This is a genomic window from Streptomyces sp. NPDC005393, assembly GCF_040606675.1.
In the GTDB taxonomy this organism is placed as follows: domain Bacteria; phylum Actinomycetota; class Actinomycetes; order Streptomycetales; family Streptomycetaceae; genus Streptomyces.
This window is the reverse complement of the sequence record NZ_JBEXFG010000047.1, coordinates 14981-29548: the sequence shown is the minus strand read 5'-3', so window position 1 is coordinate 29548 and position 14568 is coordinate 14981. Positions and strand designations below refer to the sequence as shown.

General features: G+C 73.5%; 8 protein-coding genes and 1 pseudogene. 4 read left to right on the top strand and 5 right to left on the bottom strand.

Going from position 1 to position 14568, the window contains the following annotated elements; translation table 11 throughout:
* Nucleotides 1-142: 142 nt before the first annotated feature.
* Both ABZS71_RS28975 and ABZS71_RS28970 read left to right on the top strand, forming a co-directional pair.
* Nucleotides 143-526: a hypothetical protein gene (locus tag ABZS71_RS28975; RefSeq protein ID WP_355856089.1), complete on the top strand. Its 384-nt coding sequence runs from the start codon at nt 143-145 to the stop codon at nt 524-526.
* Between the two features lie 7 nt (nt 527-533).
* A pseudogene (locus ABZS71_RS28970) lies at nt 534-650 on the top strand (IS630 family transposase); the annotation flags it as partial.
* Between the two features lie 7 nt (nt 651-657).
* Here ABZS71_RS28970 and ABZS71_RS28965 read toward each other — a convergent pair.
* Both ABZS71_RS28965 and ABZS71_RS28960 read right to left on the bottom strand, forming a co-directional pair.
* The gene (locus ABZS71_RS28965) at nt 658-3708 is read right to left on the bottom strand and encodes a protein kinase (RefSeq protein ID WP_356214844.1); all 3051 of its coding nucleotides are present in this window, start codon (nt 3706-3708) and stop codon (nt 658-660) included.
* Nucleotides 3709-3854: 146 nt separating this feature from the next.
* Nucleotides 3855-5852 carry a serine/threonine-protein kinase gene (locus tag ABZS71_RS28960; protein WP_356214819.1) on the bottom strand — a complete coding sequence of 666 codons (1998 nt, stop codon included), beginning with the start codon at nt 5850-5852 and terminating at the stop codon, nt 3855-3857.
* 200 nt (nt 5853-6052) lie between these two features.
* Here ABZS71_RS28960 and ABZS71_RS28955 point away from each other — a divergent pair, with 200 nt between their 5' ends.
* Complete coding sequence (locus ABZS71_RS28955) at nt 6053-7186, top strand: serine hydrolase domain-containing protein (RefSeq protein ID WP_355856083.1); 1134 nt, start codon at nt 6053-6055, stop codon at nt 7184-7186.
* Nucleotides 7187-7205: 19 nt separating this feature from the next.
* Here ABZS71_RS28955 and ABZS71_RS28950 read toward each other — a convergent pair whose 3' ends face one another.
* Nucleotides 7206-8912 (bottom strand): glycerol-3-phosphate dehydrogenase/oxidase, encoded by a 1707-nt coding sequence (locus tag ABZS71_RS28950; RefSeq protein ID WP_356214817.1) that lies wholly within the window; start codon nt 8910-8912, stop codon nt 7206-7208.
* Between the two features lie 200 nt (nt 8913-9112).
* Here ABZS71_RS28950 and ABZS71_RS28945 point away from each other — a divergent pair, with 200 nt between their 5' ends.
* Entirely contained in the window at nt 9113-10384 is a 1272-nt protein-coding gene (locus ABZS71_RS28945) for a nucleotide sugar dehydrogenase (RefSeq protein WP_356214815.1), read from the top strand.
* Nucleotides 10385-10787: 403 nt separating this feature from the next.
* Here ABZS71_RS28945 and ABZS71_RS28940 read toward each other — a convergent pair whose 3' ends face one another.
* Entirely contained in the window at nt 10788-12971 is a 2184-nt protein-coding gene (locus tag ABZS71_RS28940; protein ID WP_356214813.1) for a DUF6049 family protein, read from the bottom strand.
* Nucleotides 12972-13344: 373 nt separating this feature from the next.
* Nucleotides 13345-14502 carry a rod shape-determining protein gene (locus ABZS71_RS28935; protein WP_356214811.1) on the bottom strand — a complete coding sequence of 386 codons (1158 nt, stop codon included), beginning with the start codon at nt 14500-14502 and terminating at the stop codon, nt 13345-13347.
* Between the last annotated feature and the right edge of the window lie 66 nt (nt 14503-14568).

Sequence of the window (14568 nt, the reverse complement as noted above, 5' to 3'; positions counted from 1 at the left end):
GGTTCGGGGGCGTCCCCCGGCGGGGCCGGGGGACGGGAGCGCGCTGGTGCCGTATCAAGCAACGTTCGCCCTCTTGTACGTGAACCCGAACGGTGGTCCGTAGAGTCTCCGGGCCACTCAAGGTCAACATGAGGAGACTCAAGTGCACCCACTAGCCGTCGAACAACACTTCCGGATGCGGGCGGGCCGCCTTCAGGGTTGGGGTATCGGGGTTCTGGTCTGCGCCTCCCTGTTCTGGGTCTACGCCGCATGGCAAGTGCTCACTCCGTACGGCTCCACCTACAACGCAGTGGACTGCCCCGCACCGGTCAACTCCGAACCCAGGGACCTCTACTACGACGATTCCTCCGGTTATAGGCACGAAAATGCGCTGCAATGCGCCTCCGACCGGGACTGGCCCGAACCGCTGGCCGCCCTGGTGGTCTCCGTGCCCCTCTCAGCCATAGGCGCCGCACTGTTGACCGCCGGAACGGTCAGCGTCCGGCTGCGCCACCACGACGACCTACTACAACGAGCTCAGAACTGAGGCAGCGGACCATGCCGGCCACAAACAACAGGGCAGCATGATCGGCCGCTGCATCATCCGGCGAAACCGCCATGCCGACGACCGACGCCTACGCGCCGTCGTCGACAGGGCGAACGTTGCTTGATCCGGCACTAGCTGGTGGTGCTGTACGTCGCCGTTGCCTGTTCGAAGTAGCGGGTCACCGCGCGGCGTTCATCGGAAGGGCCTATGACCAGGACCACGTGGTAGCGGCCGTCGATCAGCATCGCGAGGTTGCGTGCGTAGACGTTGCGGCCGCTGCTGTCGCGCCAGCTGAATTCGCCCTCCGCCATCGCCGTCTGGCCCACGTCGATCCGTCGGAGGCCCGAGGACGAGGCCCAGGAGGAGCTGCGGAAGGCGGCCAGTTCGGCCTCGCGGTCCTGTTGGTAGGCCATCGGGTCGCCGCCGAACGCGGACTCCTTGTCCCGGCCGGCCACCACCACCAGCTCGAAGTCGCCGCCGATGTAACGGATCTGGCCGCGGGCGTTCTCACCGCGGCGGGCCCAGTTCTCGTGGACGGCGACCTTGAAGCCCTTGGGGTCCTTGCGGACCTCGAAGCCCTTCGCCAGGCCGCCGGGGGTGGTGGACTGCGGTTCCTGGGAGTCCGCCTCGGCCGTGTTGTTCTGCGGGTCCTTCGGGTCCTTCGGGTCCGCCGGGGCTCCCTCGGAGGCCGGCGGGGCCGCGCTCTGCGCGCCCGCCGTGCCCGTACGGTCCTGGCTGCCCGTGTCCTTGTCCCGCGGCATGAACATCATCGCGTACAGCACCGCCGCCGCCAGAACCAGCAGGATCAGCAACAGCAGCACCCGCCCCAGCCTGCGCGGCTTGGGCTCGGCCGACTCCTGGGCAGGCCGTTGGCGCGGCTGCGGCCGCGGCGGCTCCTGCCGTTTCGCCCGCTTGTGCCGGCCGTGCTCGGCGGGCGAGGCCGCCGCGGCCGACCTCGCCGGGCGGCGGCCCCGGCCCTTGCGCACCAGCCAGCCGCGGCGGCGTACGACCGGCAGCCGCCGCGGGTCGGACGCCCCGCCCGGCCCGATCGACGGCGCCGTGACCGTGCGGCTGCCCACATCCGGCTCCGGCGCCGACCGGATCAGCGACCGCAGCCAGCCGCGCAGCTCCTCGAAGTCCGGGCGCTCGGTGGGGTCCTGGCGCATCAGCGACTCGACGACCGGGCGCAGCGGACCGCACTCCTCCGCGTACGCCGGCGCCTCCGCGCACACCAGCTGCACCAGTTCGGCGGCGTTCTCCTCCGGGTACGGGGCATGGCCCTGTACGGCGCGGAACAGCAGCACGCCGAGCGCCCACAGGTCGGACGCCGGGCCGACGGGGGGCGCCAGCTGCCAGTTCTCGTGTACGGGGCCCGCCTGCTCGGGCGCCCATCGCTCGGTGACGGCGCCGACCACGACGATGCGCGCCTGCCGGGCCCGTTCGGCGGCGAGCGTGGTGGCGGGGCCGCGCTCGGCGACGCCGCCGGTGTCCCATGAGCGGCCGGTGTCCCATGAGCGGCCGGTGTCCCATGAACCCCCGGTGTCCCACGAGCCGTTGCCCTCGGCGGGATTCGGCCGCGGCACCGGGGCCTCTTCGGGGTGCGGCGCTCCGGGCCGGCGCGCGCCGCCCGGGGCGGGGTCGTGGCCGGGGGCGGGGGCGGTCTCCGGGCGGGCGCCGGGGGTGGCGGATGCGTCGACGTTCGCGCGGGCGGCGGATGCGTCGACGTTCGCGCGGGCGGCGGCACGCGCCCCGGCCGCGTAGGCGGCGATGGCGCTGGCGCGCGCGGCCCGCGCGGCCGCGCTCTCCGCGTCCCCCAAGCCGCCGCCGGCCGGTTTGCCTTCTCGCGCCCCCGGCACCCCAGGCCAGGCGCCGTTGAGCCCCGGACCCGGCCCCGGCCGACGCGGCGCGGGAAACCCGCTTCGGCTCGCGTCGGAGGCGCCACGCGGCCCGGGGAAGCCGCCCGCCGCGCCTTGATCGCGGTACTGCGGACCCTGCCCGCCGGCACCCGATCCGCCCGGCGCGGGGAAGTTTCCCGCCGCTCCCTGATCGCGGCACGGCGGAGCCTGCGCCCCGGAACCCGCACCCGGCGCGAAACCACCCGCCGCCCCCTGGTCCCGGTACTGCGGGCCGGCCGGCCGGCCACCGCCCGGACCGTCGCCGTCGGCCGCGCGGGCCTCCGGGATGGCAGCACCTCCACCGCGCCCCGGCGCCGCGAAACCACCGCCCGGCCCCTGGTCGCGGTACGCGGGGGTCTGCGCCCCGGAACCCGCACCCGGCGCCGCGAAACCACCCGCCACCCCCTGGTCCCGGTACTGCGGGCCGGCCGGCCGGGCACCACCCGGGCCCTCCGCCGACCGCGCCTGCGGTAGGGCATGTCCGCCCCGCCCCGGCGCCGCGAAACCACCGCCCGGCCCCTGATCCCCGTACACCGGGCCGGACGGCCGGGCACCACCCGGGCCCTCGCCCTGCGCCGACCGCGCCTCCGCGATGGCCGCGTGGCCGCCCCGCTCCGGCGGAGCCGCGCCCGCATCCGTACCCTCAGCCGGATCCGGCCCCGGCCCGGACCCCTGCCCGGAGGGCACCGGAGCCGGGTCGTATCCGCACAGCGCCTCTTCCGCCGCGCCCGCCGCCAGGCCCGTCAGCATCGCGCGGCCGTCGTCGCACAACAGCACCGTACGGGCGGTGATGTTGCGGTGGATCCAGCCGGTCGCGTGCAGCGCGCGCAGCGCCGTGAGGATGTCGTTGGCGACCTCGGCGGCGCGGTGCGGGGTGAGCGTGCCCTCCGCGAGCAGCGCGGCGAGCGGGCGCCCGGCGACCAGTTCGCTGACGATCCACAGGCTTCCGGACTCCGCGAAGACGTGGAAGACCTGGCCGAGCCGCGGATGGTCGGGGATCTGCGCGGCGGCGGTCGCGGCGACGATCGCGCGCCGTACGGCGGGATCGCCGCTCACCGCCGCCCCCGCGCCGTTCAGCTGCCGGGAGCCGGGCCGGCCGCCGCCCAAGCGGCCGTCCTCGTCGACGACTTCCGCGTCGATGACCTCCGGCAGCGGTATCTGCCGCAGATGGACTTCCTGTCCGCTGTAGGTGTCGAAGGCCCGGGTCTCGACGAACTCGTACTCGTCGGCGGGCGGCAGGGGCAGGCGATAGCGGTCGGCCAGCACCCGACCCGCGTACTCGTCCACGACCGCCTCCCCAAGCGCGCGATCCACACCCTCATCCGCACAGCACGAAACCGTCAGTTGTGGTCATATTGCCGGTCCATACGGCTGCGCACGGTCCACGGCCTCTCACGATACGTGCCCGCACGACGCTTCGCCGAGAGGAGCGCTCAGTCCGTGATGTCGAAGGTTTTGAAGGCGGTGTCGCGGAGCGTCGTGCACTCCTTCTCATTCCACTTGCCCACCTCGCAAGTGATCATGATGGAGAAGCCGTGGCTGTCGTCCACCTTGAAGCCGCGGTTGAGCACCCGCACCCGCTTGCCGTCCTGATCGCGCTCGAACTCCCAGTCCGCAACGGTCGGATAGCCATGCCAGTCGATCGACTTGATGCCGAGCCCCTTGTACCCGGACATGGTCGCCTTGGCGTTGCGCTCGCCCTTACGCCAGTCCGCCGCCGCGTCCGTCCCCGGCGAGTCGGTGAAGTCGATCTGGATACGCGGAATGGGCGAGCCGCCGTAGTACTTCCGGCTGCCGGCGTAGCTTCCCGAGTGGACCGACCAGCCCTTGGGCATCGCCATGGTGAACGGGAAGTCGGGGCTCTTGACGGTCTCGTAGCCGCTCGGCAGCGCGTCGCCGCCCTTGCCCTTGCCCGAGCCGTCGTCCCCGCCCTTGCCCTTGCCGGAGTGGTCGTCCGATCCCTTGGACGCGTCCGAGCCGGGCTGTCCGGTCGACGTGTCCCCGGAGGCGTCCGCTCCCGGGGACTGGCTGGACGACTGGCCGGACTTGTCGGGGTTGTCCTTGTCCTTCTTCTTGTCGTCCGACGCGCCGGCCGAAGCGGACTTGCCGCCACCGGACTTGCCCTTGGCGTCGTTGCCATCGCCCCCGCCGCTCAGGACGATGGCGAGCACGGTGCCCACGATGGCGAGGGCGACGACCACCGCGATGATGATCAGCGTGCGCTTGGGCACCACATCGGTGATCGAGGCGCGGGGCGGTACGGGGGACCGCGGTGCGGACGCGGACGGCGCGGGATCAGCCTTCGCCGCGGCACCAGCGGCACCAGCGGCACCAGCGGCACCAGCGGCACCCGCGCCGGAACCAGAACCCGAACCCGACCCGGCAGCCTTCGGCTTCTCCTTGGCCCCCAACTTCTTCGCGGCCTCGGCCGCCGCCGCGTTGCGCACCGACTTCAGCGCGCCGCGCCTCCGCTCCGAGACAGCCGCGTCCTTGGTCTTGGCCTTGGCCTTGGTCTTGGCCTCCTCCGACAGGGCGGGCGGCAGGCTCATGGTGCGGGTCGCGTCCGCCGGGGCCTTGGTCCCGGCGCCCTCCGGGGCGCTCAGCGCGTCCTCGAGCAGCGCCCGTGCGCCGGCGTCGTCGAGCCGCCGCTCGGGGTCCTTGGTGAGCAGGCCGTAGATGACCTCCTCCAACGGGCCCGCGTTCTTCGGCGGGTCCACCGGCTCGGTCATCACGGCGGTCAGTGTCGCTATGGCGGTGCTCTTGTCGTACGGCGGTACGCCCTCCACCGACGCGTACAGCAGCCCGCCCAGCGACCACAGGTCGGCCGGCGGCCCCGGCTTGTGGCCGCGGGCCCGCTCCGGGGAGATGTAGGAGGGCGCGCCGACGAGCATGCCGGTCGAGGTGACGGAGGGGTCGCCCTCGACCTGGGCGATACCGAAGTCGGTGAGGACGACGCGGCCGTCGTCCGAGATCAGGACGTTGGACGGCTTGACGTCGCGGTGCAGGATGCCCGCCTGGTGCGCGGCGCGCAGCACATCGAGGACGGCGAGCCCGACCTCGGCGGCGCGGCGCGGGGTGAGCGGGCCGTCGTCGCGTACGGCGTCGGCGAGCGAACGCCCCTCGATGAGCTCCATGACGATCCACGGCCGGTCGTCCTCGTCGACCACGTCATAGACGGTGACGGCCCCGTTGCTGCGGATCCGGGCGATCGCCTTGGCCTCGCGCAGCGTACGCGTGATGAGCCGTCTCTTCTCGTCCTCGTCGATATGGGACGGGAAGCGCAGCTCCTTGACCGCGACCGTACGGCCGAGGGTCTCGTCGCTCGCACGCCAGACCGTGCCCATGCCGCCCTGACCGAGAATCTCCCCGAGCCGGTACCGCCCGGCGAGGAGGCGCCCAGTCGAACCCTGCGTCTTCTCAGCCTCCGACATGCGACCCCTCTGCAAATCAACCCACCCTGAACCCACCCTGGGAGAGCGACCATTGTCTCTCATCCGCGGACCCGCGGAAGTCCGGGGTCCGGGGCGCGGCGCGGCGGCCGCCGCGGCACCTGCGAACATCTGTGAGTACGCAGGGAACGGAGGCCCGTGTCATGCCCATCTCCGCCATACGATGGCACAGGCGGAGCCGGATGCCGACCGCCGTGGCGCTGACGGCCGCCCTGGCCGTCGCGCTGTCCGGCTGCGGAGACGTTGCGCGGACGGGTCGGCGCACGGGTGCGGACGCGAGCGCGGAGGCGTCCCGTGACGGCGCCGTGCGCGCTGCCGTACGCCGTCTGGTGGCCGAGGGCGACGCGCCGGGGGCCGCGGCGCTCGTCCGGAACGGGGACGGCGGGACGCGGTTCGTCGCGGCGGGGGTCGCGGACGTCCGCACCGGGCGGCGGATCCACCGGAACGACCACTTCCGCGCGGGCAGCCTCACCAAGACCGTCATCGCGGCGGTGACGCTGCGGCTGGCCGCCGAGGAACGGCTCGGGCTGGACGACAGCGTCGAAGAGCACCTTCCGGGACTGGTGCGCGGACAGGGCAACAATGGCCGAAAAGTCACCCTCCGCCAGCTTCTCACCCACACCAGCGGGCTGTTCGACTACACGACGGACCCCGCGCTCGCGCGTCAGTTGTCCACCGAGCCCGGCCGCACCCGCACCCCCGCCGCCCTGGTTCGGACCGCCCTCCGCCACCGGCCGTACTCCGCGCCCGGGGCCGAGTGGCGCTACTCCAACACCAATTACCTGCTGCTGGGCATGGTCATCCAGCGGGTCACGGGCCACTCCTACGCGAGCGAGGCCAAGCACCTCGTCCTCGGTCCGCTCGCCCTCACCGGCACCTCCTTCCCCGGCACCCGCACCGCCCTCCCCACCCCGCACGGCCGCGCCTACTCCGGCGAGGACGGCGCCCGGCGCGACGTCACCGCCCTCAACCCCTCCTCGGCGAGCGCCGCGGGCGAGCTGATCTCGACCCTCGACGACCTCTCCCGCCTCCTCACCGGGCTCCTGCGGGGCACGGCGGTCCCCCGGGCCCCGCTGCGCCCGATGCGGGACACCTCCGCCTCCGGCGGCCAGTACGGCATGGGCCTGTTCCCGGTGCGGCTGTCCTGCGGGGTGACCCTCTGGGGCCACAACGGCGAGATCAACGGCTCCTACGCGCTCGCCGTCGCCACCCCCGACGGCCGCCGCACCTTCGCCTACCGCCTCAATTCCACCACCCGCCCCACGCTCTCCGCCGAAACGTCTCTCCTCAAGGACGAGTTCTGCCCAGGTCAATGAGGACCCGCGCGCACGCCCGCTACAGCGGGATGATGTCCGGCGCGCCCAGCCGGGCCGCGTCGGCCGTCAGATCGTCCGGCTGGCGCTGCGATTCGCGCTCCGCCTCCACCCGCTTCTCGTAGTGCTGGACCTCCTTGTCGATCTGCTCCCGGCCCCAGCCCAGCACGGGCGCCATCAGCTCGGCCGCCTCCCGGGCGCTGCGCGTGCCGCGGTCGAAGGTCTCGATGGAGATGCGGGTGCGGCGGGTGAGGACGTCGTCCAGATGGCGGGCCCCCTCGTGGGAGGCGCCGTAGACGATCTCGGCGCGCAGATAGTCGTCGGCGCCGCCGAGCGGTTCGCCGAGCGAGGGGTCGCGGGCGATGAGCTCCAGCACCTCCTGCGCCACCGCGCCGTAGCGGTTGAGCAGATGTTCGACGCGTGCGACATGCAGCCCGACGCGCACGGCGATCCGCGCCCGCGCGTTCCACAGCGCCTTGTAGCCCACGGCCCCGACCAGCGGGATCTCCTCGGTGACACAGGGCCCGACCCGGCGGTCGAGCCCGTGGACGGCCGCGTCCACGGCGTCCTTGGCCATCACCCGGTACGTCGTGTACTTGCCGCCCGCGACCACCACCAGGCCCGGCACCGGATGGGCGACCGTGTGCTCGCGCGAGAGCTTGCTGGTCGCTTCCGACTCCCCGGCCAGCAGCGGGCGCAGCCCGGCGTAGACGCCCTCGACGTCGTCGCGGGTCAGCGGCACCGCGAGCACCTCGTTGACATGCTTCAGCACATAATCGATATCGGCGCTGGAGGCGGCCGGGTGCGCCTTGTCCAGGTCCCATTCGGTGTCGGTGGTGCCGACGATCCAGTGCCTGCCCCACGGGATCACGAACAGCACGCTCTTCTCGGTGCGCAGGATCAGCCCGGTGGAGGAGTGGATGCGGTCCTTGGGCACGACGAGGTGGATGCCCTTGGACGCCTTCACATGGAACTGGCCGCGCTCCCCGATCAGCGCCTGTGTCTCGTCCGTCCATACCCCGGTCGCGTTCACCACCTGGCGGGCGCGGACCTCGAATTCGCCCCCCTGCTCCAGATCGTGCACCCGGGCACCGACAACGCGCGCGCCCTCCCGCAGGAAGCCGACCACCCGCGCCCGGTTGGCGACATGCGCGCCGTACTTGGCCGCCGTGCGCACCAGCATGGCGACGAAGCGTGCGTCGTCCTCCTCGGCGTCGTAGTACTGCAACGCCCCGACCAGGGCGTCCTTCCTGAGGCAGGGCGCGACCTGCAGCGCCTTCGTCCGTGTCAGATGGCGGTGGACGGGCAGTCCGCGGCCGTGCCCGGAGGAGATCGACATGGCGTCGTAGAGCGCGACGCCCGTCCCCGCGTAGAGCCGCTCCCAGACCCGGTGCTTCAGCGGATACAGGAACGGCACCGGCTTGACCAGGTGCGGAGCGATCCGATCGAGCAGCAGCCCGCGCTCCTTCAGGGCCTCCCGTACGAGCGCGAAGTCGAGCATCTCCAGATAGCGCAGCCCGCCGTGGATCAGCTTGCTGGACCGGCTGGAGGTGCCCGAGGCCCAGTCGCGCGCCTCGACCAGACCGGTCTCGAGTCCCCGGGTCGCGGAGTCCAGCGCGGTGCCCGCGCCCACCACTCCAGCGCCCACGACCAGCACGTCCAGCTCACGGTCCGCCATTCGGGCGAGCGCCTCACCGCGCTCGGCCGGTCCCAGTGCCGGTGTCCTCACCGCTGCCTCCCGTTGTGATCGACGTCACGCCGCTCGCCTGACGATTTTCCCGGCTTTCTCCTCGCCGTGCCATGGCGCCGCTGCGCCCACTGCCGCAACACCGCGTCAACACCCCCTGCCAATACTGAATACGAGTCATATTTCCGCTTAGTCTGCCTTTGCGCCATCCGGAATCGCCTCGGGAAGGACGGCTCGAAGTCATGCCCGCAGATCTCGCCGTCATCGGACTCGGCCATCTCGGTCTCCCTCTCGCCCAGGCCGCCACCGCCGCCGGGGTGCGCACGGTCGGCTATGACCCCGATCCGCGCGCCGCCGAGGATCTCCGGGCCGGCCGGCTGCCGTCCGGGGCGTGCGACGGCTTGCTCTCCCCCGCCGACCTGCGCCGGATGGTCGCCGGGGGCTTTCGGATCACCGCCGACCCCGCCGAGCTCGGCCGCGTCCGCACCGCCGTGATCTGCGCCCCGACCCCGCTCGGCGACGACCGCCGGCTGGATCTGTCGGCGGTCGGCGAGGCGGCCCGTACGCTCGCGGCGCGGCTGCGCCCGCACACCACTGTGCTGCTGGAATCGAGCGTGTACCCCGGCACCACCGAGGAATTCCTGCGTCCGGTTCTGGAGGAGGGGTCCGGGCTGCGGGCCGGGCGCGACTTCCACCTCGCCTACTCCCCCTGCCGCCACGACCCCGGCAACCGCGCCTACGGCCCCGCCAACACCCCCAAGGTCATCGGCGGCCTCACCGCCGCCTGCACCGAGGCTGCCGCCGCCTTCTACGGCCGGTTCACCGAGAAGGTCGTACGGGCCCGGGGGCCGCGCGAGGCCGAGACCGTCAAGGTCCTGGAGACCAACTACCGGCACATCAACATCGCCCTGGTCAATGAGATGGCGGTGTACTGCCATGACCTCGGCGTGGATCTGTGGGACGTGGTCCGCTGCGCCGAGACCAAGCCGTTCGGCTTCCAGTCCTTCCGGCCGGGCCCCGGCGTCGGCGGCCACGGCGTACCGGTCGACCCCGACCACACCACCTACCAGCAGCGCGGGCTCGGCCTCCCGCTGCGCATGGTCGAGCTGGCGCAGCAGGTCAACGGACGGATGCCGCGCTATGTCACCCAGCGCTGCACGGCCCTGCTCAACGAGTACGGCAAGTCGGCGCGCGGCGCGCATGTGCTGCTGCTGGGCGTCGGCTACAAGCCCGATGTGGCCGACGAGGAGGGCTCGCCCGCGCGCGAGATCGCCTCGCGGCTGATGGAGCTGGGCGCCCGGCTCAGCTACCACGATCCGCATGTGACCCGGTGGCGGGTGCTCGGGCGGCCGGTGGAGCGGGCGGACGCGGTGTACGAGGAGGCGGCCGACGCCGATCTGACCGTCCTGCTCCAGCACCACCGCACGTACGACCTGCAGGGGCTCGCCGTGAAGGCCCAACTGCTGCTGGACACGCGCGGGGCGAGCCCGGCGGGGACGGCGCACCGGCTCTGAGCGGTCGGGCGGGCGCCTCGGCCGGGGGCGGGGTCGGCGGTTGGGGCTGGGGGCGGCGGTTGGGTGCGGCGCCGTCTCGCGCCTTCGGCGCCTTTGAGCATGGGTCAGGGGGTGCCGGGCCCGGGCCCTCGTCGCCGGCTGCCGGGCCAGTGTGGGTAGAGGCCGGTGGCGGCTCCTGTGCCCGAGGCTGAGACCGGTCCGGACAGCGGGGAGCGGGTGCGCCTCCCGGAAAACGATGGACAAAGTAGTTGCGCCAGATCAAGCGTTTCCAGGGGGTACCGGGAGGCGCGAGGGACGGCGACGCGGCCCGGCCCCGGCGACCGGCCCATGCTCCATTGCGCCGAAGGCGCGAGACGAAAGCGGCACCCGACTGAGCCGGGCAGCCCGGGCGGCCAGGCCACCCTCATGCCCCACCGGCCCGCGCACGCCGCAGGCGGAGCGAGCCCGCCAGCACGATCAGCGCCACCCCGCCCACCACGAAGGCCACCGCCCCTGACGGCACGGAGCGGACGTCGGCGGTGAACGTCATCGGCGTACCCCAGGGCCTCCCGTCCGAGCTGGTGTAGAGCCGCGCCGTCAGCCGGACCGGACCGTTGGCGTGCGCGCTGACGCGGATCCGTACCGTACGGCTCACCGCCCTCGACGCCCGTACGGTCACCGCGCGGTCGACCGCCGTCAGCCGTTCCGGGCGGCTGGAGAGGACCCGGAGCTCGACGCCGGTGAGCCCCTGCTGCAGGCCGTTGTCGACCGTGACCGGGATCGTCGCGGACCCGCCGGCCACCACCACCGTGGACTTCGGCACCAGCCGCACCGACGTGATCGAGGCGGTCAGATAGCGGGCCACGCCCCGCTGGTACGCCGCCGCCCCCGCCGCGTCGCCCCGCCACGCGGTCGACACCGACCGCGCCAGCGCGGCGCGTACGGAGGCGGCGGTGGCCCGCGCGTCGGACAGCACCTTCGACAGCGCGCGCAGCCGCCGCCGGTCCCGGGCGACGGCCGCCAGCCGGGCGGGCGGCAGTTCGGCGGCGCGCAGCGCGACCGGATAGCCGTCGAAGCCGCGCAGCCGCCCCGCCTCCGGCTCCCGCAGCGCCACCTGGAAGCGGGCCGGCGCCAGCCAGCCCGCCTTCTGGCTCGCGGCCAGCACCGAGAGCAGCACCCGCCCGGTCCCCACCGGCATCCGGCGCGGGGGCACGACGACCAGGTCGCGCCGGGCGTACGGCAGCTCCCGTACGGCCGTCAGGGTCTCGGCCAGCAGCCGCTGACGCAGCCGCAGCCGGGCGGACGCCCCGGCGGCACCGGGGCCACCGACGCCCGGCCGGCTCGCGAACAGCAGGGACGCGATGGTCGCGTCGTACCTCAGCGCGGTCGTCCCGCCGCCGAGCGAGACGGCGGCGTCGTCGGTGGCCCTGGAGGTGACCAGCGCGCCGGAGGAGCTGATGCCCTCGCCGGAGGCGAGCACCGTGCCCAGGCCGAGCCCCTTGGCGTATCCGGCGATCCCGCCGTCCAGCATGCCGCCGGCCGGCCAGGCCACATCGCCGCGCGCGTGCGTGCCGAGCGCCCGGTCCACCACCGCCCGGCCGGTCCGGGACGCCCGGTGCAGCAGACCGGCGAGCGAGGCGCCGCCGCCGCGCGCGAGCGAGGCCAGATCGGGGTCGGCATACGGCAGCGCGATCACGTCCCGGCCGCGTACGGCCTTGCGCAGCGCCGCCAGCCAGTCCGCCGCCGCGTCCCCGCCCTTGCCGTCGGCGGCGTCCTGCGGATCGGTGCCGCCGGGCGTACGGGCCACCCGGTAGCCGTCGGCCATGGCCTGGGCCTGAACGATCAGGTCCGGATCGACCACCCAGGTCACCGGCTGGTCGTCGCCGAGTTCGACCAGCCGCCGCAGCCGCCCGCCGGGGCCGAAGGCGGCGGTCAGCGCGTCGTCGCGGAAGACCGGCAGCACGCGGTCGCGGGTGCGCTGGGTCAGGGCCTCCATATGCGGGGCGTCGGTGAGGGGCCACAGGACGGTGGTGTGCAGCGGCTCAGGATCGGTGCCGTCGGGGTAGGCGGGCAGGAAGGTGCGGGTCAGCCCGAGCACGGTGCCGTCCGCGCGGACGACGTCCACGGTGAGCGCGAAGGCCCCCGCGCCGTCGAGCCCGAGGTCGGGCACGGGCACGGTGAGCCGGAAGCGGCGCTCGGCGCCGACCGGAAGCGAGGCGAGCCCGGCGGTGTGCCCGGGAACCCGCGGCCCGTCGGTGCGGCCCAGCTCGGCGCGCCCGGCCACGGCGGCCAGCCCGCTCCGGGTCCCGATCGCCCCCGCCTCCCCGATCCGCACCCCGACCCGCGCCCCGCCGACCCGCCGCCCGGAGGTGTTGGTGACCGCCCCGCTGATCGTGAGCTCACCGCCTTGCGGAACCACCGAGGGGTTCAGGGAGTCCAGTTCGACGGCGAGGGGATACGAGGACGCCGGGCGCCGCGCCGAACCGTCCACGCGGCGGACGTATGCCGAACCGGCCGCGGCAGGCGCACCGGGCAGTAACAGGGCGACCGCGACCAGGACCGTGACGAGGGCGACACTCGCCCGTCCGCACGCCCCACCGCGCCCCACGACCACCACCTCGACGCCCGCACCTCCCGTCCACCCAGCGCCGCCGGAACCGACGCGACGTCACCAGCCCACCACGCCCCACCGCCTGCCGCACCCCAAGGGACCCCACCCGGCAAGCCGCCTCGGTCGGCCCGGCCGGCCCCGGAGGCGGCCGGGCCCGCCGGAAGACGGGAGCACCCCGGCCCACCGGTGCCGCCGGGCGGCCGTGACCATCAGGGCGACCGGAGCCACCGGACGGACCGGTACGGCCGGGGCGGCCGTGCACGCGTGGTCGTCAGGCGATCGGCGCCGCCGAGACCACCGCGGCAGTCCGGATCGCCTCAGCTGCCCCGCGCCGCCAGGCGACCCCAACGACCCAAGCCACCGGAACGCGTTACACCCGCACCGCATGCGACCGCATTGGGCGAGCCTCCATCGCCGTCCGCAACGAGGCGAAGTCCTCGACGCAGCGGCCCGTGCCGATGGCGACGCAGTCCAGGGGGTCGTCGGCGACCAGGACCGGGATGTCCAGTTCGCGGCCCAGCCGTACGTCCAGGCCGCGCAGCAGCGCGCCGCCGCCGGTGAGGACGATGCCGCGGTCCATGATGTCGCCGGCCAGCTCCGGCGGGGTCTCGTCCAGCGTGGACCGTACCGCCGCGACGATGCTGTCCACCGGCTCGGCGAGCGCGTGCCGTACCTCGTCGGCGGAGAGTTCAAGAATCTTCGGCAGGCCGGTCGCCTGGTCGCGGCCGCGGATGGCGCAGCGGTCGGGCGGCAGAAGCGCCTGGGTGTCCTCCGGGTCACCGCTGTCGCCCGGGACGAACACCTCGACGTTCCGCTCCGGCCGCCGGACCGACGTCGAGACGCGCGGCGCCGACAACGACCCGCTGGGCGAGGCGGAACCGATGGAGACCTTGATCTCCTCGGCGGTCCGCTCGCCGATCGCGAGCGCGTACTGCTTCTTCACATACGCGCTGATCGCGGTGTCCATCGCATCGCCCGCCACCCGCACCGACCGCGCGGTGACGATGCCGCCCAGCGAGACGACGGCGACCTCCGTCGTACCGCCGCCGACGTCGACGACCATGCAGCCGGTCGGCTCGCTCACCGGCAGTCCGGCACCGATCGCCGCCGCGATGGGCTCCTCGACCAGATGGACTTGGCGCGCCCCGGCCTGGGCGACGGCCTCCATCACCGCGCGGCGCTCAACGCCCGTGATTCCGGAGGGAACACAGACGACGACGCGCGGGCGGGCCAGCCGACGGCTGCCGGTGACCTTCTTGATGAAGTACCGCAGCATGCGCTCCGCGATCTCAAAATCGGCGATCACGCCATCGCGCAGCGGACGAACGGCGACAATGTTGGCCGGCGTCCTCCCCATGGTCTCCTTGGCCGCCGAACCGACCGACAGCACACTGCCGTCGAGCGTGTTGACGGCCACGACCGACGGCTCGTTGAGCACGATTCCCTTGCCCCGGACGTACACCAGCGTGTTGGCGGTGCCGAGGTCGATGCCCATGTCTCGTCCCGTGAACGACTTGTTCTGCGCCATAAGTTGACATTATTGCTTATGCCGGATTCTGTCCCGGCACTGATGTCATTGGCGCCACCGCGCGGG

Excerpts from the sequence above, each read along its gene's own strand:
- ABZS71_RS28960 (WP_356214819.1), bottom strand. The coding sequence starts at position 5,852 with ATGTCGGAGGCTGAGAAGACGCAGGGTTCGACTGGGCGCCTCCTCGCC.
- ABZS71_RS28955 (WP_355856083.1), top strand. The coding sequence starts at position 6,053 with ATGCCGACCGCCGTGGCGCTGACGGCCGCCCTGGCCGTCGCGCTGTCC.
- ABZS71_RS28945 (WP_356214815.1), top strand. The coding sequence starts at position 9,113 with ATGCCCGCAGATCTCGCCGTCATCGGACTCGGCCATCTCGGTCTCCCT.
- ABZS71_RS28935 (WP_356214811.1), bottom strand. The coding sequence starts at position 14,502 with ATGGCGCAGAACAAGTCGTTCACGGGACGAGACATGGGCATCGACCTC.